The 26,099-nt window shown below is 35.9% G+C and carries 19 protein-coding genes; 14 read left to right on the forward strand and 5 right to left on the reverse strand.

The window, feature by feature from the left end:
- Nucleotides 1-565 precede the first annotated feature (565 nt).
- Nucleotides 566-1,984: a sodium:proton antiporter gene (locus J3U59_RS04410; RefSeq protein WP_267333127.1), complete on the reverse strand. Its 1,419-nt coding sequence runs from the start codon at nucleotides 1,982-1,984 to the stop codon at nucleotides 566-568.
- 668 nt (nucleotides 1,985-2,652) lie between these two features.
- Here J3U59_RS04410 and rlmF point away from each other — a divergent pair.
- From rlmF to dld, 3 genes are all read left to right on the forward strand, one after another.
- Nucleotides 2,653-3,636 carry a 23S rRNA (adenine(1618)-N(6))-methyltransferase RlmF gene (gene rlmF, locus J3U59_RS04415; RefSeq protein ID WP_267333126.1) on the forward strand — a complete coding sequence of 328 codons (984 nt, stop codon included), beginning with the start codon at nucleotides 2,653-2,655 and terminating at the stop codon, nucleotides 3,634-3,636.
- Between the two features lie 356 nt (nucleotides 3,637-3,992).
- Nucleotides 3,993-5,564: a hypothetical protein gene (locus tag J3U59_RS04420; RefSeq protein WP_267333125.1), complete on the forward strand. Its 1,572-nt coding sequence runs from the start codon at nucleotides 3,993-3,995 to the stop codon at nucleotides 5,562-5,564.
- Nucleotides 5,565-5,729: 165 nt separating this feature from the next.
- Nucleotides 5,730-7,427: a D-lactate dehydrogenase gene (gene dld / locus J3U59_RS04425; protein WP_267333124.1), complete on the forward strand. Its 1,698-nt coding sequence runs from the start codon at nucleotides 5,730-5,732 to the stop codon at nucleotides 7,425-7,427.
- 240 nt (nucleotides 7,428-7,667) lie between these two features.
- Here the strand turns inward: dld and mutS are convergent, their stop codons facing one another.
- The gene (gene mutS, locus J3U59_RS04430; protein WP_267333123.1) at nucleotides 7,668-10,226 is read right to left on the reverse strand and encodes a DNA mismatch repair protein MutS; all 2,559 of its coding nucleotides are present in this window, start codon (nucleotides 10,224-10,226) and stop codon (nucleotides 7,668-7,670) included.
- Between the two features lie 328 nt (nucleotides 10,227-10,554).
- Between mutS and gapA the strand changes: the two genes are divergently transcribed.
- Nucleotides 10,555-11,553 (forward strand): glyceraldehyde-3-phosphate dehydrogenase, encoded by a 999-nt coding sequence (gapA, locus tag J3U59_RS04435; protein ID WP_065633524.1) that lies wholly within the window; start codon nucleotides 10,555-10,557, stop codon nucleotides 11,551-11,553.
- A 146-nt stretch (nucleotides 11,554-11,699) separates the two neighbouring features.
- Here gapA and J3U59_RS04440 read toward each other — a convergent pair whose 3' ends face one another.
- From J3U59_RS04440 to yjgA, 3 genes are all read right to left on the reverse strand, one after another.
- Complete coding sequence (locus tag J3U59_RS04440; RefSeq protein ID WP_065633525.1) at nucleotides 11,700-11,909, reverse strand: cold shock domain-containing protein; 210 nt, start codon at nucleotides 11,907-11,909, stop codon at nucleotides 11,700-11,702.
- A gap of 406 nt (nucleotides 11,910-12,315) precedes the next feature.
- The gene (gene ppa, locus J3U59_RS04445; RefSeq protein ID WP_065633526.1) at nucleotides 12,316-12,846 is read right to left on the reverse strand and encodes an inorganic diphosphatase; all 531 of its coding nucleotides are present in this window, start codon (nucleotides 12,844-12,846) and stop codon (nucleotides 12,316-12,318) included.
- A 71-nt stretch (nucleotides 12,847-12,917) separates the two neighbouring features.
- Nucleotides 12,918-13,454 carry a ribosome biogenesis factor YjgA gene (gene yjgA, locus J3U59_RS04450; protein ID WP_267333122.1) on the reverse strand — a complete coding sequence of 179 codons (537 nt, stop codon included), beginning with the start codon at nucleotides 13,452-13,454 and terminating at the stop codon, nucleotides 12,918-12,920.
- 77 nt (nucleotides 13,455-13,531) lie between these two features.
- On the opposite strand from yjgA, the gene pmbA reads away from it, so the two are divergent.
- From pmbA to J3U59_RS04495, 10 genes are all read left to right on the forward strand, one after another.
- Nucleotides 13,532-14,884, forward strand: a complete 1,353-nt coding sequence (gene pmbA / locus J3U59_RS04455) for a metalloprotease PmbA (RefSeq protein WP_267333121.1) — start codon at nucleotides 13,532-13,534, stop codon at nucleotides 14,882-14,884.
- A 9-nt stretch (nucleotides 14,885-14,893) separates the two neighbouring features.
- A complete protein-coding gene (locus J3U59_RS04460; RefSeq protein ID WP_267333120.1) occupies nucleotides 14,894-16,627 on the forward strand; it encodes a SulP family inorganic anion transporter in 1,734 nt (577 codons plus the stop codon).
- Nucleotides 16,628-16,673: 46 nt separating this feature from the next.
- Nucleotides 16,674-17,894, forward strand: coding sequence for a CinA family nicotinamide mononucleotide deamidase-related protein (locus J3U59_RS04465; RefSeq protein WP_267333119.1), 1,221 nt, complete (start codon nucleotides 16,674-16,676; stop codon nucleotides 17,892-17,894).
- A gap of 136 nt (nucleotides 17,895-18,030) precedes the next feature.
- On the forward strand, nucleotides 18,031-18,321 hold the full coding sequence (gene rpoZ / locus J3U59_RS04470; protein ID WP_065633529.1) for a DNA-directed RNA polymerase subunit omega: 291 nt from the start codon (nucleotides 18,031-18,033) through the stop codon (nucleotides 18,319-18,321).
- Nucleotides 18,322-18,340: 19 nt separating this feature from the next.
- Nucleotides 18,341-20,449 (forward strand): bifunctional GTP diphosphokinase/guanosine-3',5'-bis pyrophosphate 3'-pyrophosphohydrolase, encoded by a 2,109-nt coding sequence (spoT, locus tag J3U59_RS04475; RefSeq protein WP_267333118.1) that lies wholly within the window; start codon nucleotides 18,341-18,343, stop codon nucleotides 20,447-20,449.
- Between the two features lie 5 nt (nucleotides 20,450-20,454).
- Nucleotides 20,455-22,548 carry an ATP-dependent DNA helicase RecG gene (recG, locus tag J3U59_RS04480; protein ID WP_267333117.1) on the forward strand — a complete coding sequence of 698 codons (2,094 nt, stop codon included), beginning with the start codon at nucleotides 20,455-20,457 and terminating at the stop codon, nucleotides 22,546-22,548.
- 333 nt (nucleotides 22,549-22,881) lie between these two features.
- Nucleotides 22,882-23,022, forward strand: a complete 141-nt coding sequence (lptM, locus tag J3U59_RS12025) for an LPS translocon maturation chaperone LptM (RefSeq protein WP_267343819.1) — start codon at nucleotides 22,882-22,884, stop codon at nucleotides 23,020-23,022.
- Between the two features lie 11 nt (nucleotides 23,023-23,033).
- A complete protein-coding gene (gene lysA, locus J3U59_RS04485) occupies nucleotides 23,034-24,284 on the forward strand; it encodes a diaminopimelate decarboxylase (protein ID WP_267333116.1) in 1,251 nt (416 codons plus the stop codon).
- 120 nt (nucleotides 24,285-24,404) lie between these two features.
- Nucleotides 24,405-25,229: a diaminopimelate epimerase gene (dapF, locus tag J3U59_RS04490; protein WP_267333115.1), complete on the forward strand. Its 825-nt coding sequence runs from the start codon at nucleotides 24,405-24,407 to the stop codon at nucleotides 25,227-25,229.
- Between the two features lie 128 nt (nucleotides 25,230-25,357).
- Nucleotides 25,358-26,092 carry a DUF484 family protein gene (locus J3U59_RS04495; RefSeq protein WP_081297465.1) on the forward strand — a complete coding sequence of 245 codons (735 nt, stop codon included), beginning with the start codon at nucleotides 25,358-25,360 and terminating at the stop codon, nucleotides 26,090-26,092.
- Nucleotides 26,093-26,099 lie beyond the last annotated feature (7 nt).

The raw sequence follows: 26,099 nt of genomic DNA on the forward strand, positions 1-26,099 counted from the left end.
ATGTTAAGGTTGAGGCCTGTTTGATATGGCGACAACTTATGTGAAGTGGCAGCTCTGTTTAGTCAAAATCAAACTTGATTAAGTAAACATTGATTACAATAGCAATAAAAAGCATTTGGAATAATATTGGCATTGGTTATATTTACGCCGATAACGATATCCCCAAACTTTTTACAGCAAATTATAACGAAGAAAGTAAAAGTTATGCTAAAGGCAAATAAAAATGACATCCCATTAATGCATCTTATTTGATTCCTAATATGGGTGTTATGTACAATTTTACCTTTATTTAGACGGTTATTGCTTGCCGTTAAAACGCGATGAAAAACACGGTAACAGTAACAATAACCGTTATAGATCAAGATGATACTTTGACTAGTTTTCTAAACTTGAGTGATGAATTACACCAGATAATTTTTATTATCTGGTGTTGACTCTGTCAATGACAACCTAATGTTATTACGCTAGTTATTGTTATAACCCAGTATACATAATCTATCATTCCTTCATTTTATAATTTGCTATGTTTAGCAAAATAGCAGCATTAGCGATATTTTGTGTCGTGTTAGAGAAAAAATATCAAATTATTGATGATAAACACCGGAATCAATATGCTAATTGACCATTTCATATAACCAAAAAAGCTTGGCATATTAATTTGCTGTTGTGTTGCTATACTTTTGACCATAAAGTTAGGTGCGTTACCTATGTAGCTAAGCGCTCCCATAAACACCGATCCCATTGATATGGCTAATAGTGTTTTTGCCATGGTGGTCATTAACGTCATGGCATCGCCTGATGCTAGATTGAAAAACACCAAATAAGTCGGTGCATTGTCTAAAAAGCCCGAGAGTAATCCCGCAAACCAAAAATACAAACTATTAATTGGCTGTAGATGGTCGCTGTTAACGAGCGTCACAATTGCCGCCAATGCGCCATTACTGCCCGCGCGTAGAATAGTTAACACCGGTACAATCGTAATAAAGATACCAATAAACAATTTACCCACTTCAATAATGGGATCCCAATTAAATTCATTACCCGCACGAACTTGCTTGGGTGTGATCATGACAGAAGTAACTGTAATGATTAACAGTAACAGATCCCGCACCAAATCAGGTAGGGCAATTGAGGTCGCTAAAATAGTAAAAGTGATTGAAGACTGCCAAATCCCCGACATCAATACACAAATAATTATGGCTACCAATAAAAAAATGTTTGTTATACCGTAGAGTTTAAACGGTTGAGTAGGTTTAGTCTTTATGTTTGACGATTGACCATATTGCTGGCGAAAGTAATAACTGTCGATAATATAGAAAATTATCAATAATAAAATCGTCGTCAATAATACCGGACAAAACATATGCTTAACAGTCCAAAAAAAATCAACCCCTTTTAAAAAACCAATAAATAACGGTGGATCACCTAATGGCGTTAATCCTCCGCCAATGTTAGCAACAAGAAAGATGAAAAAGATAATAATATGAACAGATTGATTACGATAACGATTAGCTCTAATTAAAGGACGAATCATTAACATTGCCGCACCTGTAGTGCCCATAGTTGAGGCTAATATCGTGCCGATTGCTAACAATACAACATTCAATTTAGGCGTACTAATCATATCACTTTTAATCAACACCCCACCCGATACAGTAAACAGGGCAAGTAGTAAAACGATAAAAGGAATATACTCTTCTAATATTGCATGAGCAGTTAGATTGAGGGTAGTTTGCATACCGAATGAATAAATGGCAGCAACTATAAACAGTGTCGTCCAAAAAATAATAATTTTGCCGTAGTGATAGTGCCATAATCGCGCTAAAAATAGTGGACATAAAGCAATCGAAAGCAAAATACCAATAAAAGGTACAGCCCAAACCAAGCTTAACTGTTCACCGTTAAATTCGGAAGCATAGAGATCAAAAGAGCTAACTAACAATAAGCTAAAAGGTACACAGAATAATTTGAATGGGATTCTCATGGCATGTCCGTTTGGATTAAAAGTTGAAAATTATAACAAATATCAATGCGTTTTCGAATGGAATGTGTAAAGTCATTATTGAATCTCATAATAACAAGATTTCATTAAATCTATAGCAGTTAATCACGATTGAATGCAATCATAATGTGGGGTTCTTTAGTATATTGATGATTAATTTTGCACAAATGTTAAGTACAGTAGCAGCAAAACAGACAAAGGTATGCGTTAGAAGTTACTAATAGACAAAACGGTGAATCTACTAAAGGTTACATTAGATAGTATTGTTTATAGTGAAACAAGCAACATTATCAATACTGATAGAGTTAAACCATCGAATGACGAGTTAGACCAGCCAGTTTTACAATTAAGAATTTTTAATATAATTTGTTGGATAACAAAATAACTAGCGTTAATAAAATGGCAATTAGATACCACTCAATCATTTTAGACTAGTTGTATTTGTTTGAAATACCATGATGAAGGGGCAACGTTTTTGCTAATAACACAAAAATATAGGCTGTGGTGGTAATTATTTTATGCTGATATTTGTAGCAATGACCACGTAAGTGAAGATGAATATTCAAAGTAAACTAGGTTAAGTGTTTTTACTTTTCCTTATTAGGTGCAAAACCTTTATAATAGACAGCCTTTTTATTGTTGGATAGAACATGCAAAAACAGTCGAACTTAGCAAACAAAACTGCTTTACATCAACGAAATAAACATCGCCATGGCTATGACTTTTTAGCGCTATGCCAAACGTTACCTGATTTCACACCGTACGTTAAACCCAATCAATACAATAATTTATCGATCGATTTTGCTGATCCAATGGCAGTCAAATTGCTAAATAAAGCACTGTTATTACATTATTATCAACTGAGCAATTGGGATATTCCCAATGATTATCTTTGCCCACCCATTCCAGGGCGAGCAGATTATATTCATTATCTAGCCGACTTACTTGCTCATGATAACGACGATAAAATCCCTTTAGGTAAACAGATCCGTGTTCTTGATATTGGTGTAGGGGCAAATGTAATTTATCCCATTATTGGTCGGGCTGAATATAATTGGTCATTTGTGGGGAGTGATATCAACCCAATGTCAATCAAGGTTGCAAAGCTTATCATTCAATCTAACCCATTATTAAATGGTTTAATTGATTGTCGATTACAACATGATACCTCAGCAATTTTTAAACAAATTATAAAGCCGAAAGAATTTTTTATGTTAACTATGTGTAATCCACCTTTTCATGATTCGGCACAAGCCGCACTGGCGAGTAACCAAACTAAGCTCAAAAAGTTAGGTAAATGGCAATATTCAAAATCTAATCCTGCGCTTAATTTTGGTGGTCAGCAGACCGAATTATGGTGCAAAGGGGGTGAAAGTGCTTTTATTACCAATATGATCAAAGAAAGTACACAATATAAACAGCAATGTTTATGGTTTACGTCGTTGGTTTCTAAAAAAGAGTCACTCAAGGTGCTTAATAAGCAATTAATGACAGTTAAACCTGCTGAAGTCAAAATTATTCCAATGGCGCAAGGACAAAAAAGTAGTCGTTTTATTGCATGGAGTTTTTTCCAGCAAGATAAAAGGCAAGCGATTATCCAAAACCATCATGAAAATAGTGAAAATATAAAATAAAAAGCTTTTTCTTAACTACCTATTTTTAATGATGATTTTTATTATTTATTTGGTGTTATTTGCCATTTTCAATGTTCCCTTTAAAAGGCAACAACTTTTTTCAATAAAATAGAGGTTTTTATTCATTTAGCGTGTAACAAAATGCCAGACACGTTTACTGTAATTTTTATGTAAAAAATTTCATCCAATTGATTAATAATACTATTTTTACGTTTGATTATTCTGTAATCTATTTTTTTTTGATGAATAGTCATTTATACTTGTTACGCTTTTATATTTTGTATCGAAATTGAGTTTTTTGTTGTTTAGATAGTCACTATCACGAATAAATTAAGCGGTTTCAAAGGAGATACAATATGTCTGAAGTAGTCTTCTGTAAAAATTATCTGTCTTTTGCTAACACCAAACATTATTTAATTTTTTTTTTAATTCGCATTAATCAATTTTATTGTTCTTCTATTACTATTAAATCAGTTTCTGCAATTGTTGTTTATTGGTTATTTGTGCATAGTAGTCCTGTCAATGCATTATCGGCTTCGACTGAAAATGCTATTCATGGTCATGCGCCTTATTTAACGTTTGACAATGGAAAAACTAAAGCGGTAAGTGTTGAAGGGTTACTGGGTTTACAGCTATCTGACGGTCGTAGTTTTATTGCTGCTGGTGGGCAAAGTGATTTGTATCCCAATGCTATTATCGATGATTCAAGCCAAGAATCACCCATTGATTTGTTGAGTGATGATGATACATTTTTGAGCATTAAAACCTTGGTACCGTTAGTCAATAATAGTAGTTATCCAAGTATTTCATTGAGTAATCTTATTACATCGTCTGATAATTATTGGGGAGATGAAGATGGTGATGCATCACCAAATGCAACCGGTAATTTGATGGTTAAATGGTTAGATGCCAATAACAACGATATTACTACGCAAGTCAAAAATAACCCCAATGCTCAATTAACCGGATGCGATTCACCTTATAAGTTAACGATTACGTCTAATGGTGGTCAATTATTCACGCAATATGGTATACCTAATGTGACAGATTTTAGTGGTGCTAAGCATACCTATTATTTTAATCGTAAAATTGATACGCCATATGTATGTTATGTTCAACCCAATGTTTGGTATGATGGACGTCATTATCCTGATGCAGATGGTCCTGATTGGATCAGAAGCCGAGGATTTAAAGTGCAAGATATCAGTAATCCGGATTTAAATTTTCCCACGACAGGTTTAAATGGTCTAAATTTTTATTTGATATTAGGTGGTGTTACACCTGAACAAGTCATCACTGCAAATACTCAAGATGGTCAAACTGTTTATCCTGTCAACGGTGGGAGTAAAGTCACCATTTCATTAAAATCCGAACAAACACCAGGTTGGGATAATTCACCCAAAGTGTTAGCATTAAAAGTGGTTTTAAATGGTCCGAATGAAAATTCCACTGATACTTCATTTAGCCCTGTTCTGTTTAAGATTTATGCAGACAGTGAACGAAAGCAATTATTATACAGTTTTAATATTGATAGATGGTATATCGCCAGTTCAAATGATGCAACATCTAATGATGATGTTCAGCGCTTTTGTGACAATTTGGGTAATGGTTATCGATTCCCGAAAGTCAATGATTTAACTAACGCTAATGGCAAAGGTTGGCATGGCGGAATTAATGGTCGCAATATTAATAATTATCGTCGGCAAATAAGCTTTAAAGATGCAAGTGGTAAATGGATTGGTGGCATTTTTAATGAATGGGGATCTTCTTATCAACTTTATTATCCAACAAGTGATTGGCATACTTCAACGCAATCCTACTATTGGGCATTATCCGATGATGCTAGCATACAATATGCGGTTGGTTCTGATGTGGGTGATATCGATTCAGATTCTACAGCAGGTAAAATGGTTTGTGTTAATCCTTAATTTAAAAAATAATTATAAAAATAATTTTAATATTCATAGTGCTAAACATATAGCTTAAAGGCGCTGATTAAATAGCACATTATGTATCTTTTCTACACGATTTAGTAATTATAAAATAATCGCGATTAATTTAAAGTTAAATTAAATATAGGTAGGGAAGATAAAATGAACGGAAATGAAAAAACAGCATTGATTGAACAACTGCAAACTATTGTTGGCAAAAAATATACGTTAACAAACCCTAATCGGACGTTGCCTTATCGTCAAGGTATTCGTTTTGGTGAAGGTGATGCATTAGCAGTTGTATTACCTGGCACATTAGTTGAGCAATGGCAAATATTAAAAGCATGTGTTGCCGCTGATGTGATTGTTATTACGCAATCGGCCAATACTGGCTTAACAGGGGGGTCAACCCCAGATGGCAATGATTATGATAGACCGGTTGTAATTGTGAGTACTCGCCGTTTAGAAGGTATTCAAGTTATTGAAAATGGTGAACAGGTTGTTTGTTTACCGGGAAGTACATTATTCCGTTTGGAAAAAGAGTTAAAAAAATATAATCGAGGACCGCATTCAGTTATTGGTTCATCATGTATTGGTGCATCTGTCATGGGGGGGGTATGTAATAACTCTGGTGGTTCCCTGATTCAACGTGGTCCTGCTTATACCCAAATGGCTGTGTTTGCACAATTGGATGCACAAGGACAATTACATCTTGTTAACCACTTGGGCATTGAACTGGGTGATGAGCCAGAAACCATTTTACGGAATCTAGAAAATCATACCTATACTGAAAAAGATATTAATCGTGATGCGGGCTTAGGTCATGATCATCATTATTGCGATCATGTTCGTGAAGTTGATGCCGATACACCTGCACGTTTTAATGCTGATCCAGCTCGCCATTATGAAGCTTCGGGCAGTGCAGGTCGCTTAATGGTTTTTGCCGTGCGTCTTGATACATTTCCATTAGAGAAGAAATCAGAAGTATTTTATATTGGTACTAATGACATTAATGAGTTAAATGATATCCGTCGTCATATTTTAAGTCAGTTTAAAACATTACCGGTATCAGGCGAATATATGCATCGAGTCGCATTTGATATTGCTGCGGTTTATGGCAAACCGACTTTTTTAGCTATTCAAAAATTAGGTACTGATACCATACCTCGCCTTTTTGCTTTTAAAAACTTTGTTGATCGCGTTACAGGTAAAATTCCATTCTTTCCGAAAAACTTTTCAGATCGTTTTTCAATTTTTGTTGCTAAATTTTTACCTAATCACTTACCGAAAACCATTCGAGACTACCGTGATCGCTATGAACATCATTTGATTTTAAAAATGGCAGATGACGGGATAGCCGAAGCTGAAGCATTTTTGAAATCGTATTTCCAAAATAAAAACGGAAGTTATTTTTTGTGTAATGCTAAAGAGGCTCAAGCAGCAATGTTACATCGTTTTGCAGCGGCAGGTGCAGCGACATCTTATCGAAATGTCCATAGTAAAACAGTGGAAAACATTGTAGCGTTAGATATTGCTTTGCGTCGTAATGATACAGATTGGTTTGAAACTTTGCCAAAAGACATTGATCAAAACTTTATCTATAAAATGTATTATGGGCATTTTTTCTGTTATGTCTTTCATCAAGACTATATTGCTAAAAAAGGCACAGATTGTGATAAAGTGAAGGAACAAATTTTAGCTTTACTTGATCAGCGAGGGGCACAATACCCAGCAGAGCACAATGTTGGTCACCTGTATCATGCTAATGCCGATTTGAAAAAATTCTATCAAGAGCTTGATCCGACTAATAGCCTCAATCCTGGTATTGGTAAAACTTCTAAGAAAAAATATTGGAAGTAACCCAATCTAAGCAATTGCCAGCTGATATAAGCTGGCAAAGCTCAGATGAAGATAATTTAATGCAAAATGATCAACTTTAGTCGCTTTAACTTAATCGGTTGGCAAAGTGAGATTATCAATATTAGGGGTGATCAAACAGATAATAATTATTTTATATTCTGTGATGAGTGAAGCTATATAAACAACTAGATAGATAATAAAAAGGGCAAGTTAGCCCTTTTTAATTTAAGAGCGCCAGTGTTAAAGCATTTTCTTTAATTGATACAACATCTCTAATGCTTGTTTTGGTGATAAGGCATCAGGATCGATGTGTTTCAGCGCTTGTTCAATTTCAGAAGGTTCACTTTCCGTCACAAAGCTAAGCTGCGATTGGTCAACATGGCTCTTTGCCGCTTGCTTCGAAATGACTTCGAGCTCTTTTAGCTTTTGTTTGGCGCGTTTTAATACTTGTTTCGGTACGCCAGCTAATCCGGCCACCGCAATACCAAAACTTTTACTGGCCGCACCTTCAGATACTTCGTGGATAAAGGCAACCGTGTTGTCATGTTCAATGGCATCAAAATGAATGTTATAAACGCCTTGCATATGTTCAGGCAACTGCGTTAACTCAAAGTAATGGGTAGCAAAGAGTGTCATCGCTTTGATTTGGTTTGCTAAGTTTTCAGCACATGCCCAAGCTAAGGACAATCCGTCATAAGTTGAGGTGCCACGTCCAATCTCGTCCATTAGCACAAGGCTTTGTTCAGTGGCATTGTGCATTATGTTAGCGGTTTCAGTCATTTCGACCATAAATGTTGAACGCCCCGACGCTAAATCATCCGATGCACCAATTCGGGTAAAGATGCGATCAACCGGTCCAATAATGGTTTTTGATGCTGGCACAAAACTACCTATGTAGCTCAGTAAAACAATTAATGCAGCTTGGCGCATATACGTGCTTTTACCACCCATATTCGGACCGGTGATAATGAGCAATCTTCTATCAGGGGAAAGCCGTAATGAATTAGCAATAAATGGCGTTTGCAATACTTGTTCTATAACGATATGGCGACCATTGATAATTTCAATACCTGCTTTTTCAGAAAATGTAGGGCATTGATAATTAAGCGTTAAAGCTCGTTCAGCTAAATTCGTTAAGACATCAAGTTCAGCGATAGCATCGGCACTAAGTTGCATTTCGGCAAGCTGTGGCATAAGTAAATCAAACAATTGATCATATAACTGTTTTTCAAGGGCTAGTGCACGACCTTTTGAGGTGAGGACTTTATCCTCATACTCTTTAAGCTCAGGAATAATGTACCGTTCAACATTTTTGAGCGTTTGGCGTCGGGTATAGTGAATTGGTGCTAAATGGCTTTGTCCTCGACTAATTTGAATATAGTAGCCATGTACAGCATTAAATCCGACTTTCAGTGTGTCGATACCTAAAGTTTCACGCTCACGAATTTCCAGTTGTTCCAGATAATTTGTTGCACCATCTGCAAGATTGCGTAGTTCGTCAAGTTCGGCATTGTAACCGCTGGCAATGACCCCTCCATCACGAATAATGACAGGTGGCGTTTGGACAATTGCTCGCGTTAAAATAGATGCAATGTGATCAAATTGATTGATTTTAGCTCGCAAAGCAATTAAAGCTGGCGTATTCATTTGGCTTAATAACTGTTGCATTTGCGGCAGTAAGTTATAAGCATCACGCAAACGGGCAAAATCACGTGGGCGAGCTGTTCGTAGTGCAAGCCGCGCTAAAATACGCTCAAGGTCGCCAATGAGTTTTAATAATGGCTGAATATCATCAATATGATTTTGTAATTCACTGATTGCTTGTTGACGGTGTTGTAAAACGTTTACGTCACGAATTGGGGCATGCAACCAGCGTTTTAACATGCGGCTACCCATTGGGGTTTGGGTTTTATCTAAAATTTCAGCCACTGTATTTTGTGTGCCACCCGATAAATTTTCAGTGATTTCTAGGTTGCGCCGCGTTGCCGCGTCGAGTACCACAAAGTCGAAAGCTGATTGTTTGATGATTGAACGAATATGTGGTAGCGCGGTGCGCTGCGTATCTTTCACATATTGCAGTAAACAGCCAGCTGCGCTAAGTGCATAAAGGCAATCTTCCACGCCAAATCCAACTAAATCATTGGTACCAAATTGCAAGTTAAGCTGCTGTTTAGCGGTTTCAAGATCAAAATCCCACAAGGGGCGACGTCTTAACCCATGACGATGTTCAATTAATGACATGGATTGAAACTCTTCCGGATAAAGAAGTTCAACTGGATTGGTGCGTTGTAATTCAGCTTGTATTGATTCGTAACTATCAGTTTCAAAGATAAAAAACCGCCCAGAACTTATATCGAGCGTGGCATAACCATAGTGGTTTTTTGATTGCCATATTGATGCTAATAAATTATCTTTACGATCTTCTAATAATAATTCATCACTGACCGTACCCGGCGTTACAATACGAACAATTTTGCGCTCGACAGGACCTTTACTCGTTGCAGGATCCCCGATTTGTTCACAAATCGCAACCGATTCACCAAGCGAAATTAACTTTGCTAAATAACTCTCAACTGCATGATACGGTACGCCGGCCATCGGAATCGGTTCGCCATTAGACGAACCACGTTTAGTTAATGATATATCAAGTAATTGCGAAGCTCGTTTAGCATCATCATAAAACATCTCATAAAAATCACCCATACGATAAAATAGCAAAATATCCGGATTTTCCGCTTTTAGTCTGAGGTACTGCCGCATCATTGGGGTGTGTTCAGTAAAGTTTTCTTGTTCGGTCATTGTATTAATTCTTACTAAATTAGCTCATTATTTATTCAACATTAATTTATTATAGCGAAATATTAGGATTTGTCGGAGTATTTATTTTAAGAGGTTGAAATAAATGTAAGTTTTATTTTTTATCTATCTACTTTGATAATCAAGTTGGGTATGACTGTTTGTTACACACTTTTGATTTTATTTATGATTAGTGATATCCCAAAATTGATTAATAAACAATTTAATTAAATCGTGCCTTATTGTGTTTAATGATCTTGAATAACCTATTAAAATTTGATAGTTTACTTGCAGTTATTTTTATCGTTTAACACAAAAGAAGGTAATTGTTATGACAATCAAAGTAGGTATTAATGGTTTTGGCCGTATTGGTCGTATTGTTTTCCGTGCTGCTCAAAAACGTTCTGACATCGAAATCGTTGCAATCAATGATTTATTAGATGTTGAATATATGGCTTATATGCTTAAATATGATTCAACTCATGGACGTTTTGATGGTAAAGTTGAAGTTAAAGACGGAAAACTAATCGTTAATGGTAAAACAATCCGTGTTACTGCTGAAAAAGATCCAGCAAACTTAAAATGGAATGAAGTGGGTGTTGATGTTGTTGCTGAAGCAACTGGTTTATTCTTAACTGACGAAACTGCGCGTAAACATATCCAAGCAGGAGCAAAAAAAGTCGTATTAACTGGTCCATCTAAAGATAGTACGCCTATGTTTGTAATGGGTGTTAACGATAAAGATTATGCAGGTCAAGATATCGTATCTAATGCTTCATGTACAACTAACTGTTTAGCACCTTTAGCGAAAGTTGTTAATGATAACTTCGGTATTGTTGAAGCATTAATGACAACTGTTCACGCAACAACAGCAACTCAAAAAACTGTTGATGGTCCATCTCACAAAGATTGGCGTGGTGGTCGTGGTGCTGCACAAAACATCATCCCATCTTCAACTGGTGCTGCTAAAGCTGTAGGTAAAGTTATTCCTGAATTAAATGGTAAATTAACTGGTATGGCTTTCCGTGTTCCAACTCCAGATGTTTCTGTTGTTGATTTAACTGCGCGTTTAGCAAAACCTGCTAAATACGAAGATATCTGTAAAGCAATCAAAGCTGCTGCTGAAGGCCCAATGAAGGGTGTGCTTGGCTATACAGAAGATGATGTAGTTTCAACTGACTTCTTAGGTGAAGTTTGTACTTCAGTATTCGATGCTAAAGCAGGTATTCAATTAAGTGATACTTTTGTTAAACTTGTTTCTTGGTATGATAATGAAGTTGGTTATTCAAACAAAGTATTAGACTTAATTGCTGTTGTTTCTAAAAAATAAGTCATTTTTGTGTCATATTAGAAAGGCAACCATATGGTTGCCTTTTTTTGTAATTAAAATAGTCAATGATGATTACGCGATAAATAAAAAAGCCCATTTTCGCAAATGGGCTTTTTACTTAGACTAATTAACGAATTAATTAGCTATTAAATAACGACAACATCAGCTGCAGCTGGTCCGCGAGGGCTATCTTGGATTGCAAATTCAACTTGTTGTCCTTCAGCTAAAGTTTTGAATCCGTCACCGGAAATAGCTGAGAAATGGACAAAGACGTCTTTGCTTCCATCGGTAGGGGTAATAAAACCAAAACCTTTACTCTCGTTAAACCATTTGACTTGGCCTGTTTTCTTATTCATTTACTAGACATCCTAACAATAATTAATAATTTGCCTTTACGGCTCGCATAGACTTAAACTTAGTATAGATTATGTAATTCATAACTAAAAAATATAAATAAATTTACATTAAAAAGTTAATCGTTTTCATAATGAATAGCTTTGTTATAAGTCTGTTACTATTACCGCACAAATTATAATCGAAAGCAAGATATTAATGACAATTTTTTCATGTTAGAGTGCAGTTTTTTATAAATTTTTAGTTAAATAAATGTAATTTGATCTAAAACAAATTATTAAATCTTAAAAATTTTATAATTATTTCGAAAGTGTAATTTACAAAAAAAACCAGAGTATCAGAAAAAGATTTCATCACTCTGGTTTAACGGTTACTTTTTTACATCAAATTGTGAAATTAACAGTAATTTTATTTCTTTTTTGCTCTTTCAAAAGATTCTAAAATCTCTTTACGCGCAGAATCGACATTTTCCCAACCGTCAACTTTAACCCATTTACCTTTTTCTAACGCTTTGTATTGTTCAAAAAAGTGTTTAATTTGTGACTTGAGTAGTTCCGGTAAATCGTCAACATCTTTTATATGATCATACTCTTTTGTCAGTTTGGTATGAGGCACCGCAACTAATTTTGCATCAACACCTGACTCATCTGTCATTTTTAGAACGCCAACTGGGCGACAACGAATAACGGCACCGGGTTGTAAAGGGTAAGGCGTTGGGACTAACACATCAACAGGATCACCATCTAAAGATAGTGTATGGTTGATATAACCATAATTACATGGGTAAAACATTGCTGTCGCCATAAAGCGATCGACAAATACAGCACCCGTATCTTTATCAACTTCGTATTTTATTGGTGAAGCATTCGCTGGAATTTCAATTACTACATAAATATCATCTGGTAATTCTTTACCTGCTGGTACATTCAAAAGTCCCATTTTTGTATCCTCTATTATTTATTTGTTAATAATATTGTTTAGTGATAAGTCATAAGCACACATTATAAAAGTTATTCCGTGTCGCTCAATTCTTTTAGATATTGAAAAATCTGTCTGGCTGTTTTCGGAGGCTTGTTCGACGCTAACTCTTTTTTAGCTATACGAGCAAAAGTACGTAGCTGCTGCCTGTCAGCATTTGGATATAAATCCATAATCATTTCAGCATCACCGGTTTCAATCAGTTCATCGCGTAACATTTCAAGTTTATGAAACATCGCGACTTGTTGATTATGGCGGTTTTTGAGTTTATCCAAGGCAAGTGTAATTGGTTCGATATCCCGATTTCTGAGTAATTTACCAATATATTGAATTTGCCTTCTGTAACCCTCTTTTTTGATTTTTTGAGCTAATTCGATGGCATAGAGTAAATCTTCATCAAGGGGGATTTTAGCAAGTTCATTTTTACTTAAATTAACGAGTTCAATACCGAGTTTTTTAAGTTCTTCAGCATCTCTTTTTATTTCACTTTTACTAACGTAGATAATTTCATCTTCGATATCATCGACATTAAAGTTTGCTTCTTCGGTTGTCTTTTGATTTTGATTCATATAATTTCTTTTGTTAACTAAAATGCATTTCTGGCTTATTATAACGTATCACTAGCAGAATTGTAGAAAATAATAAAATGAGTATTGAACAAATTAAAAAAGAGGCAAAAGATCAACAAGCAAACTTGTCGGCTATAGTGGCTGATACTATTGCTAAAGCAAAATCGCGTGTTGATTCAGTTGCAGTGTCAATTAATCAGTCAACCGGTATTAATGTTAGTACCCGTTTAGGTGAACCTGAAACGGTCGAATTTAATAGTGATGGTGCGTTAGCTATTACTGTCTATCAAAATCAGCAAAAGGGGAGCGCTTCTACTAATGATTTATCCCCTAAGGCTATTGCTCAAACTATTGATATGGCGGTTAATATTATGCAATACACTTCACCCGATCCCTACTCAGGATTAGGTGATCGTTCTTTAATGGCATTTAATGCGCCTGATTTGGATCTTTTTTACCCAAGTGATTTGAATGTGGATCGAGCTATTGAGCAAGCAAAGCAAGCGGAACAAGTGGCACTTGCTAATCCAAAAATAAAAAGTAGTGATGGTGGCTATTTTAGTAGTCGTTATGGCATTTACATGTATGGCAATAGTTTAGGAATGTTACAAGGCTATTGTGCGAGTTCGCATTCTCTATCTTGTTCGGTTATTGCAGAACAAAATGGTCAAATGGAGCGTAATTACGCTTATACTTCGTCACGTGATATTAGTGAGCTGAGATCCCCTTCATGGGTAGGCGAACAATCAGCACAACGAACTATTTCACATTTAGGCGCCCAGCAGATAGCCACAATGCAAGCGCCTGTCCTATTTTGTCCAGAGGTGGCGGTTGGCTTAATTGGTCATTTAGTTGGTGCAATTAGTGGGGGAGCAATTTATCGTAAGTCCTCATTTTTGTTAGATAGTATTGGCAAATCTGTGTTTCCTTCATGGTTAACTATTTTTGAAGATCCTCACATTCTAAAAGGTGTCGGATCTTCTCCTTTTGACAGTGAGGGAACCCAAACGGTCAAACGTAATATTATTGAGCAAGGCGTATTGCAAACGTATTTACTCGGGAATTATTCAGCCCGAAAATTAGGTTTAAAATCAACGGGGCACGCAGGGGGAATTCATAACTGGTTAATCTCTTCTAGCCAGCCTCGCAGTGATTTCAATGCTATGTTGGCTAAATTAGATAAAGGTGTTGTTGTAACATCATTGATGGGGCAAGGTGTCAACAATATTACCGGCGATTATTCTCGAGGCGCAACTGGATTTTGGGTTGAAAATGGTCAAATACAGTATCCAATTAATGAATTTACCATTGCCGGAAATCTTAAAGATATGTATCAAAATATTGTAGCCATTGGTGATGATATTGAAACAAGAACCAATATCCAATGTGGATCGATATTGATTGATAATATGAGTATAGCAGGGAAATAAAAGACATATATGGGAAGAGTCACAAACAGCGCACTAATGCAAAAAATTGCTTTATGGATGCCAGGTTTAAAAAATTTATTACACTATAGGCGTGATTACTTTAGTTTTGATCTTAAAGCGGGTTTGTCAGTTGCAGCTGTTTCTTTACCCGTCTCTATTGCTTATGCTGAACTCACTGGTGTTGGTGCAATTGCTGGATTATATTCAACAATATTACCGTTGATTGTTTATGCACTTTTTGGTTCTTCCAGACAACTTATTGTTGGTCCTGATACTGCAACATGTGCAGTAGTTGCAGCAGTAGTTTTACCACTAGCATCAAATGATCCTATTTTGCGTTGGCAGTTGGTAGTTATATTAACAATTATGATTGGAATATGGTGTATCATAGCCGGCAAATTGCACTTAGGTGCACTGGCTGATTTACTGAGTCAACCGATATTGATTGGTTTACTTAATGGCATTTCAATCACCATAATGGTAGATCAACTCGCCAAGACATTAGGGTTTTCTTATGATTACTCTTACTTAATTGAACGTGTTGTCTATTTACCGTTTAAAATTCCACAAATTCATCTCTTCACAGCATTAATCTCACTGTTTACTTTGGTGATATTGATCGGTTTAAAAAAAATAAAACCGCGTTATCCCGCACCGCTTTTTGCCGTGGTTGTGATGACTTTTCTCTCTTGGTTATTTAATTTTGAATCTCACAATATTCGAATTATTGGCGCAGTGACTGGTGATTTTATCCCCGTTGAATCATGGCTTGATTTTGATAAAGGCTTGATGCGTGATTTAGTTGTGCCATCACTGAATATCGCGATTATTTGTTTTGTCAGTATGATGATAACAGTACGAAGTTTTGCTTCAAAAAATAACTATGAAACTAACGCTGATGTTGAATTTAAAGCCTTAGGTATGGCAAATATTGTGGCAGGATTATCGCAAGGATTTGTGGTTAGTGGTACGTCATCGCGTACGGCGGTTAATGATGCTAATGGTGGCAAAACTCAGTTAGTTTCGATTATTGCAGCTATCATTATTGGTTTTGTTGTCTTGTTTTTATTATCCCCATTAAAATATATTCCAACCTGTGTGTTAGGGGTAATTTTAATTTATTCTTCTATTTCGCTAATTAACTTTCAGACTATTATTCGCTTTTTTAAATTTGATCGTGATGCGTTTTATTTAAGTTTAACCACGCTAGTTTCGGTGTTAGTCATTGGTATTATTCCCGGTATGGCGCTAGCGGTGTTATTAGGTTTATTCTTATTTTTAAGGCGAGTATTTAGGCCTAAAGATCAATTACTTGGGGTTGATGAAAGTGGTCGTATTCATTCTTTAGGAAAAGACGTTAAACCTCTAGATAATACCATTATTTATCGATTTAACTCTCCACTTACTTACTTTAACATCGCTTATTTTAAGCGCAGAATTATCAGTTATATTGACGAAGCACCGCAACCGATAAGTTATGTCATTGTCGATGCTATTCCTTGTTTTACGTATAAAGATGTTAGTGTTTTGTCGGGTATTGAAGAGCTGGTGAAATCGTTGAAAGTCAGAAATGTGATTTTGATACTATCAGGTCGACGAAAAACATTAAAAAACTGGTTTAAACAGATGAATATTAAGTTAGATGAACAGTATATTGAATTTGCTTATGATCTCTATTTTTCAGTTCGGTTAGTACAAAGTAAAGAGCACATGGAAAATAATGAAGATGCTTTAAATCAGTAATAATAAAACCATCTTATAATCATTAATTAGCATGTTAAGGAATATTATGAATCAAATTAGCAAAATGCCTAAAATTGAGATGATTAGCACCGGTGACGAAGTGTTATATGGTCAAATAATTGATACTAATGCTACATGGTTGTCGCAGTTGCTATTTGAAGAAGGTATTACGATCACATCAAGGTATACCGTTGGTGATAATTTAGAACAATTGATTCATACATTCAAGCAGCGTAGCTTAGTTAATGACATTATTATTATTAATGGTGGTTTAGGACCAACAAGCGATGATTTAACCGCCGAAGCTGCTGCTAAAGCTAACAATGAATCACTGACATTAAACCATGATTGGCTACTTAAAATTGAACATTATTTTACTAGTCGTGGCAAAACCATGCCTTCAAGTAATATTAAGCAAGCAATGTTGCCTGAAAGTGCCTCTTTAATTGATAACCCAATCGGCACGGCTTGTGGATTTAAAATGGAAATCAACAACTGTTTGCTATTTTTTACACCCGGTGTACCATCAGAATTTAAAGAAATGGTACAAAACTCAATATTACTCGAGATTACGCAGCGCTTGCCACCCTTTGATAAAAAATTGTGTTATCGATTAACAACAATGGGACGAACTGAAAGTGATCTCGCCACAGAAATTGAAGCTAAAATTGATATTCCAGACGATATTATAATTGGCTATCGTGCCGCAATGCCAATTATTGAATTAAAACTAACAGGACCAGAGTCTCAAAAAGATAAAATGGATGAATTATGGTCTAAAATCAAAGTTATTGTTTCTAGCAATTTTTTATTTGAAGGTGTGTTAAGCCAACAAGATACGTTTGGTTTAGCCCAACTGGTTTCTAGATTATTGCTTGATAAAAATTTGACTATCGCTGTTATTGAACAGCAATCGGCTGGGATTGTTGGCTCACAATTGTTTGAATCAGCTGCACCTTTAGTCAAATCAGAAATTCTACCCTTGTTACTTGAAGATCCAAAATCGTATTGTTTACAGGTCTTAAAACATAATCATGCAAATATTGTGCTTGGACTGGTTAATTTTCGTGAAAAAAATAGCGAATTTACGTTATTAATCGCAACGTCAAAACAGGTTTGGCAATGTAATTTAAAATATACTGGTCGTTTGCAAAATCGACAAACTGAGCGCAAAATTTTTTGTGCGATTGCTTTAGATGCTTTACGGCGTTACTTACTAAACATGCCAATAATTGGGCCAAATGTCTGGTTAGAAGTTATCGCCTAATATTATTAGGCATTGACTATAAGAGTGTTTATTTTACATTGTGAAATAATATAAATATGGACAATTCCCCTTAAAATTAAGTACAATAAGCGATCTTTCACATTAGGTAATTTAGTAAAACAAATTAGAGGTAAAAATGGCTCGTGTAACTGTTCAAGATGCAGTAGAAAAAATTGGTAATCGCTTTGATCTAGTTTTAGTTGCAGCAAGACGTGCTCGCCAATTACAAGTTGAAAATAAGTCGCCATTAGTTCCGGAAGAAAACGACAAGGAAACCGTTGTAGCATTACGTGAAATAGAAGATGGTCTTGTCAATAAACAAATTCTTGATAGTGCTGATTTCCAAGCTTTACAAGATGAAGAAGCGGAAGTTCGTTCTGCACTTCATGAATCGATTCTGCTCGAAAATACTCCCTCGTACGAATAAGTTTTTTTGAGAATTGCCTATGCAATATTTTGATAGCTTAAAAGAGATTGTTGCATCTTATCTTCCAGCTAAACAAGTTGAAGTGATTCAAAAAGCTTATTTTTTTGCTCAAAAAGCGCATGAAGGGCAATTCCGATGTAGTGGTGAACCGTACATTACTCACCCAGTTGCTGTCGCAACGATTTTAGCGGATATGCGGCTTGATTATGAAACTATCATTGCCGCACTTTTACATGATACTATCGAAGATACCCCCGTCACTTTTCAAGATATAACAAAAGAATTTGGCAAGCATGTCGCTATTTTAGTTGAAGGTGTTTCCAAACTTGATAAGCTAAAATTTCGTAACAGGCAAGAAGCGCAAGCCGAAAATTTTCGCAAAATGGTGTTAGCCATGACCGAAGATGTGCGAGTTATATTGATTAAACTTGCCGATCGTACTCATAACATGCGCACATTAGGTGCATTAAGACCTGACAAACGTAGACGAATTGCGAAAGAAACATTAGAAATTTATGCACCCTTAGCGCATCGATTGGGAATCCATCATATTAAGACCGAGTTGGAAATCCTAGGCTTTACTGCTATGCACCCCAATAGAGCGAAAGTGTTAGAAAAAGTTGTGAAAGCAGCGCGAGGTACTCGAAAAGAATTAATCCAACAAATCTTATCAGAGATTAGAGGCCGTTTGGCTGAAGCCAATATTGAAGCTGAAGTTGAAGGACTTGAAAAAAATATCTATGTCATTTATCAAAAAATGCAAATGCGTGAACAACACTTTCACTCTATCATGGATATTTATATCTTTCGGATTGTGGTTAAAGATGTCGATGCTTGCTACCGTGCACTCGGTTTGGTACACAATTTATATAAACCAAGACTTAACCGCTTCAAAGACTATATCGCTATTCCAAAAGCAAATGGCTATCAATCTTTACATTCATCATTAATTGGTCCACATGGTACTCCCGTTGAAGTGCAAATACGCACAGAGGATATGGATCAAATGGCCGAAATGGGGGTCGCTGCGCACTGGGTATATAACGAAAATGATGAGCTCAATCACACCACTACTCAAATTAAAGCTCAACGTTGGATGCAAAGTTTATTAGAATTACAACAAAGCGTGGGTAACTCTTTTGAATTTATAGAAAACGTTAAATCCGATCTTTTTCCTAAAGAAATCTATGTCTTTACGCCTAAAGGGCGTATTGTTCAATTACCAGAGGGTTCAACAGCAGTTGATTTAGCCTATGCTGTTCATTCCGATATTGGTTATCAATGCATTGGTGCGATTGTTGACCGTAAGCCATTCCCGCTTTCTCAGCCATTAAGTAATGGACAAACAGTTGAAATTATTACTTCTCCTGAAGGTCGTCCTAATGCGAATTGGTTAAATTTTGTTGTCAGTGCGAAAGCACGATCTCGTATTCGCCAAGCTTTAAAAACATTAAAGCGTGAAGATGCTATCGAATTAGGTCGGCGTTTGCTTAATCTCTCTTTGATTAAAACCGGTGGCATTGATGAGCTTTCGCAAAAACAGATTGCAAGAATTGTTGAATTAACAAAATTACCGACTTTTGATGATGTACTGGCTGAAATTGGTTTAGGTAATGTGATGAGTCACTTTATTGTTAAAGGCTTAGAACATAAGGCATTACTGAATAATCACTCAGAGGCGAATAAGACATTAGTCATCACAGGTAGTGAAGGTGTACTTGTAACATTTTCGAAATGTTGCCATCCCATTCCAAATGATCCTATTATTGGGCATGTTAGTGCCGAAAAAGGATTAACTGTACATCATGAATCTTGTCGTAATATTACTGGCTATCAAAATAATCCTGAAAAATATATTCCCTTAAGGTGGGCGCCAAATATTGAACAGCTCTTTGTTGCTGAAATTTGGGTTGATATTCTCAATAATCAAGGCTCATTAGGTCATGTCTTGTCTATCATTAATGATGAACAAGCTCATCTTCAATGGTTGAATACTGAAGAAAAAGATCGACAAATTTATACGATTATTCTACAAATTGAAGTAAAAAATGTTCAACAACTTAATGAACTGATGCGTAAGTTATCGCTACAGCAAGATGTGGTGAGTGTGACTCGCAATGTCAATTAGTTATTATGGCTAACCGTTTTTTAAACCATATTCCGTTAATTAAATTAGCCGGTATTGGCGAAAGTTTAGAAAAAAAATTTCATACACTCGGTATTCAAACCATTCAGGATTTATTATTACATTTTCCGATGCGATACGAAGATCGCACCTCTTGTTGTGCAATTGGTAGCAGTAGCATTGGTGAATATACCACTATCGAAGGTTGTATCATTAAAACGGAAGTGATTTTTCGGCGTAAACAAATGCTAGTTTGTCATATTCAAGATGAGTCAGGAATCGCTATATTGCGATTTATGCATTTTAATGCAGGTATGAAAGCCAGTTTAGCTATCGGCAAATGGGTGAGTGCTTATGGCGAAATCAAAAATGGAAAAACTTATCGTGAAATTATCCACCCACAATATAAAGTCAGAGCGAATCGAGAAGATAATGCATTAATTACCGATCCAACCCAAGAAAGATATACGCCGATTTATCCCACAACTTATGGCTTAACGCAAAATGTGATTCGTAAGTTGATTCAAGCGGCACTGTTATTACTAAAGCGCAACCCACCTGAAGAAATTTTACCTTCGCCACTAGCAAATCAATTTTTGTCAGCTTTTGATTCATTGAATATTATTCATAATCCACCTATTGATACTGATATTGCTCAATTATCTAATGGTAATCACCCTGCTATTAAACGATTTATTTTTGAAGAGTTACTTGCTTATCATTTAAGTATGCTCACCTTAAAAACGGATAATCAAAAGCAACAAGCTTATGCTATGCAGGTAAATCAGCACTATATTGAGCCGTTTTTGGCCTCATTACCTTTCAAACCAACCAATGCTCAGCAACGTGTTGTACAAGATATATATCAAGACATGGCAAAATCTATTCCAATGATGCGTTTAATTCAAGGTGATGTCGGTTCTGGAAAGACTTTAGTTGCAGCTTTAGCGGCATTAAATGCGATAGAAAATAATCAACAAGTCGTTTTAATGGCGCCAACCGAAATATTAGCTGAACAACATTATAACAATTTTAAGCAGTGGTTTGAGCCGCTTGGTATTAGCGTTGATTGGTTATCTGGTCGTTTAACGGCAAAAAATAAAAAAGATCGGTATGAACGTATCAAAGCCGGCGATATCACCATGCTAATAGGTACACATGCCGTATTTGTTGATAAAGTGGAGTTTGCTAAGTTAGGTCTCGTGATTATTGATGAACAACATCGTTTTGGCGTAAACCAACGGCTAACACTTTGGCAAAAAGGTATTAAAGATCAAATTTACCCACATCAACTGATCATGACCGCTACGCCAATTCCAAGAACGTTAGCCATGACTGTTTATGCCGACTTGGATGTATCAGTGATTGATGAATTACCGCCTGGGCGTACGCCGATTACAACCGTTGTTATTCCTAATTCTCGACGAGAAGAAATTATTGAAAAAGTGAATCAAGCCTGTTTGGATAATCGTCAAGTTTATTGGGTGTGTACGTTAGTGGAAGAATCTGAAACGCTTGATGCACAAGCTGCCGAAATGTTAGTTGAAGAATTACGTGAAAAACTACCACATTTATCAATAGCACTGGTTCATGGCAAAATGAAATCTGATGAAAAGCAATCGGTTATGCAAAACTTTAAAGCCGGTAAAACTCAGCTTTTAGTTGCGACAACCGTTATTGAAGTTGGTGTAGATGTACCCAATGCCAGTTTAATGATTATTGAAAATGCTGAACGGCTTGGGCTTGCCCAATTGCATCAATTACGTGGCCGAGTTGGACGTGGGAGTGCAGTGTCTCATTGCGTATTAATGTATCAAGCGCCGTTGAGCAAGGTTGCACAAGCTCGTATGAAGGTGATGCGTGAAAGCAATGATGGTTTTGTGATTGCCCAAAAAGATCTAGAAATTCGAGGAAGTGGCGAGATTTTAGGGACTCGCCAAATGGGTATGGCAAATTTTAAAGTGGTTGATTTAATTCGTGATCAACATTTAATTAGTGAAATACAGAGGGTTTCCTTGCCTTTACTACAAAACTCTCCACAGATGGCTGAGCAACTTATAGCGTGTTGGCTACCTGATCGTCAAAAATATATCAATGCTTAATATTTTTACTCTTGTAACTTGTGAAATTAATTGGTTAAAAAGTATTAATCTTGTCATGTTTTTTTACTAAGTTAATAAAATTGAGATAAAACTTTTATCAACAAGATCAAGTTGCACATTTTTATTTCAAAAGAGTCATCTCATAAATCGCTTGGTTATATTGATTTATTCTTTTCCTTCTTAATTATAATTTTTGACTACACTTTGTCGTTTGTGCCTTGTTAAGTCGAGATTAATCCCTTAAATAATGTTATGTTTATTTATGCTTTGCACGAATTTGGCTATCGTGTAATATAGTGCTCATTACAAAAATGAAAAAATTGTGAACTTGGTATGAAATCATCGATAAAATTACTCTCCTTAGTGCTCGTCATATTAACGTTATTGGGTTGTGGGTTGAAAGGGCCACTTTATATGCCCGCACAAAAATCAAATGCTTCAATTAACACTCATCTGCTTAATCAAACAGTTTAATGGAATTAATAATGGATTTTTTACATTACGAAAAGGGTCAATTACTAGCCGGTAAGGTCGCAATTTCAGAACTCGCAAAGCAATACGGTACGCCACTTTATGTCTATTCTGCCGAATATATTACACAGCAGTTTTTGGATTACCAAAAGGAGTTGACAGATAGGAAACATTTAATCTGTTATGCGGTAAAAGCCAATAGTTCTCTTGCTGTTTTGAACTTGCTTGTTAAATTAGGCGCAGGATTTGATATTGTGTCGCAAGGTGAGTTAGAACGCACACTGATAGCGGGAGCGGATCCTAAAAAAATTGTTTTTTCTGGGGTAGCAAAATCTATTAGTGAAATCGAACGTGCGCTTGAAGTTGGCATCAAATGTTTTAATGTTGAATCCGAAGCCGAGCTTTATCGCATTAATGATGTGGCCAAAAAATTAAATAAAATTGCAAACATCTCTTTTAGAATTAATCCCGATGTTGATGCTAAAACCCACCCCTATATCTCAACAGGTTTGCGTGAAAATAAATTTGGTATCAGCCATCAATCCGCATTAGATATTTATCGTAAAGCAACATCGTTAGATCATATTCATATTGTTGGCATTGATTGCCACATTGGTTCACAATTGACTGAAACCTCACCATTTCTTGATGCTGCCGATCGCATATTAGCGATAGTTGATAAACTTAAATCTGAAAATATTCATATTAAACATATTGATTTAGGTGGTGGATTAGGGGTGCGTTATGATCAAGAACAACCGCCTTCAGCATCGTTGATTGTTAGCGAATTGAAGAAAAAATTAGCTAATTATCGTGATCTTGAGCTTTTATTAGAGCCTGGGCGATCAATTGTTGCTAATAGTGGATTATTGATTACGAAAGTTGAATATACCAAACATCAAGATGATAATCATTTTGCTATTGTTGATGCAGGGATGAATGATTTGATTCGCCCCGCGCTTTATCAAGCTTGGATGCGAGTTTTACCTGAAAAAGAACCGAAACCATCCGATCAACGTTTTATCTATAATGTTGTTGGACCGATTTGCGAATCGAGTGATGTATTGGCATATCAGCGAGAGCTTTCAGTGCAACAAGACGATCTGTTAATTATTTGTAGTGCTGGTGCTTATGGATTTAGTATGGCTTCAAATTATAATAGCCATCCAAGGCCAGCTGAAGTTATGCTGACCGATGAACAACATCACAAACTTATTCGTCAACGTGAATCGTTTGATGATTTATGGCGAGGAGAGACCCTATAATCTTATTTATGGTTAATCAACATCTTAACCAGCGCCTTGTTAATTATCCTAGACTACTTTTTAATGGATAGTGAAAATAAGTAAATAGATAACAATGTTTTTAATAGAAGGTAAGTGACGATGAACTTTTCAAAAATGCATGGACTTGGAAATGATTTTATGGTCATTGATGCGGTAACGCAAAATGTTCATCTTTCAACAGAAATGATAAAACGCCTTGCTGATAGATACACAGGTGTTGGTTTCGATCAGCTTTTACTTGTAGAGCCTCCTTATGCGCCAGATACTGATTTTCATTACCGAATTTTTAATGCAGATGGAAGTGAAGTTCAGCAGTGTGGAAATGGCGCTCGCTGTTTTGCTAGATTTGTTCGTTTAAAAGGTTTAACCAAAAAACGTGTTTTAAAAGTGAGCACGGTAAAAGGGAATATTGTACTAACAGTTAATGATGATGAAACAGTCAGAGTTAATATGGGGCAACCTATTTTTGAACCAAGTAAAGTACCGTTTAAAGCAATAAAAGAAGAAAAAACTTATATTATTCGAGCACAAGAGAACACCGTATTATGTGGCGTGGCTTCAATGGGAAATCCCCATTGTGTGCTACAAGTCGATAATATTCTCACCGCTGAAGTGGCCACACTTGGACCGCTATTAGAACAACATGAACGTTTTCCTGAACGAGCAAATGTCGGATTTATGCATATCATTAATCGCAACAACATTGATTTACGGGTGTTTGAGCGTGGTGTTGGCGAAACACAAGCTTGTGGAACTGGTGCTTGCGCTGCTGTTGCAGTCGGCATTAATCAAGGATTATTGAATAATAAAGTCAATGTAAACTTGCCTGGTGGTAAGCTTTTAATTGAATGGCAGGGAATGAATCAACCACTTTATATGACAGGGCCAGCAACCCATGTCTATGATGGATTTATTGCGATATAACTATAAGATTATTCGTTTTGTAATCATAAATTCGTCATTAAATAAGTTAATAGTTTAAATGGATGCAGTGATTCTCTTTGAGTTTTATTTACACAAATATTATAAATAAGTGATAACAGAGATTAAGCATGGTTGCTAAAATAACACGCGCTCATAAAGCAAAATATACAAGGCGAGTTGCCGACAAGCCTAATTTGAATGATGAAATAGTCAGTCAATATTTGATGGATAATCCCGATTTTTTTATTCGTAATGCTAATCATCTCCAAAGCATGCAGATCCCTCATCCCATTCGTGGTGGTGTTTCATTACCTGAATGGCAAATGGCAAGGCAACGTAATAAAATTGGTCAGTTAGAGTCCGAAATTACCTTATTGATGGAATATGCCAGTAATAATGAATTGCTTTTCAATCAATTTATGGATTTGCAGGGACAATTAATTAAAGCAAACGATCTTAATGATTTAGATAATATATTAAAAAGTTGGGCCAAATCTTTAGGTCTTAGCGGCGCTTATTTATATCTTTTTGATGATAAATGGTTACTCAATGCACCTTCTATTCATCATCACTATGCATTAAATTGCCTACGTTTTGATTTTATAAGAGTTAGGCATTTACAATATAGTCATCAGTATTTGGGCACTTTAAATACTACTGAGCTAGATTTTCTATTGCCAGAACATGGTTATGTCGGTTCAGTTGCTTTATCGTTATTAGGTCAATTTGGCGATTTAGGGTTGCTCATGTTTACCAGTGCCGATCCTCATCATTATCAAGCTGAGCAAGGAACATTGTTATTAGAAAGAATTAGTCTAATATTACCAATATTAATTGAAAAATGGGTCATGCGAAAAAAATAAGGCAGAT

This window comes from Gilliamella sp. B3783 (assembly GCF_026536125.1).
In the GTDB taxonomy this organism is placed as follows: Bacteria; Pseudomonadota; Gammaproteobacteria; order Enterobacterales; family Orbaceae; genus Gilliamella.

Coding starts and splice junctions, on each gene's coding strand:
- J3U59_RS04410 (WP_267333127.1), bottom strand. CDS start 1,984: ATGAGAATCCCATTCAAATTATTCTGTGTACCTTTTAGCTTATTGTTA.
- rlmF (WP_267333126.1), top strand. CDS start 2,653: ATGCAAAAACAGTCGAACTTAGCAAACAAAACTGCTTTACATCAACGA.
- J3U59_RS04420 (WP_267333125.1), top strand. CDS start 3,993: ATGTCTGAAGTAGTCTTCTGTAAAAATTATCTGTCTTTTGCTAACACC.
- dld (WP_267333124.1), top strand. CDS start 5,730: ATGAACGGAAATGAAAAAACAGCATTGATTGAACAACTGCAAACTATT.
- mutS (WP_267333123.1), bottom strand. CDS start 10,226: ATGACCGAACAAGAAAACTTTACTGAACACACCCCAATGATGCGGCAG.
- gapA (WP_065633524.1), top strand. CDS start 10,555: ATGACAATCAAAGTAGGTATTAATGGTTTTGGCCGTATTGGTCGTATT.
- J3U59_RS04440 (WP_065633525.1), bottom strand. CDS start 11,909: ATGAATAAGAAAACAGGCCAAGTCAAATGGTTTAACGAGAGTAAAGGT.
- ppa (WP_065633526.1), bottom strand. CDS start 12,846: ATGGGACTTTTGAATGTACCAGCAGGTAAAGAATTACCAGATGATATT.
- yjgA (WP_267333122.1), bottom strand. CDS start 13,454: ATGAATCAAAATCAAAAGACAACCGAAGAAGCAAACTTTAATGTCGAT.
- pmbA (WP_267333121.1), top strand. CDS start 13,532: ATGAGTATTGAACAAATTAAAAAAGAGGCAAAAGATCAACAAGCAAAC.
- J3U59_RS04460 (WP_267333120.1), top strand. CDS start 14,894: ATGGGAAGAGTCACAAACAGCGCACTAATGCAAAAAATTGCTTTATGG.
- J3U59_RS04465 (WP_267333119.1), top strand. CDS start 16,674: ATGAATCAAATTAGCAAAATGCCTAAAATTGAGATGATTAGCACCGGT.
- rpoZ (WP_065633529.1), top strand. CDS start 18,031: ATGGCTCGTGTAACTGTTCAAGATGCAGTAGAAAAAATTGGTAATCGC.
- spoT (WP_267333118.1), top strand. CDS start 18,341: ATGCAATATTTTGATAGCTTAAAAGAGATTGTTGCATCTTATCTTCCA.
- recG (WP_267333117.1), top strand. CDS start 20,455: ATGGCTAACCGTTTTTTAAACCATATTCCGTTAATTAAATTAGCCGGT.
- lptM (WP_267343819.1), top strand. CDS start 22,882: ATGAAATCATCGATAAAATTACTCTCCTTAGTGCTCGTCATATTAACG.
- lysA (WP_267333116.1), top strand. CDS start 23,034: ATGGATTTTTTACATTACGAAAAGGGTCAATTACTAGCCGGTAAGGTC.
- dapF (WP_267333115.1), top strand. CDS start 24,405: ATGAACTTTTCAAAAATGCATGGACTTGGAAATGATTTTATGGTCATT.
- J3U59_RS04495 (WP_081297465.1), top strand. CDS start 25,358: ATGGTTGCTAAAATAACACGCGCTCATAAAGCAAAATATACAAGGCGA.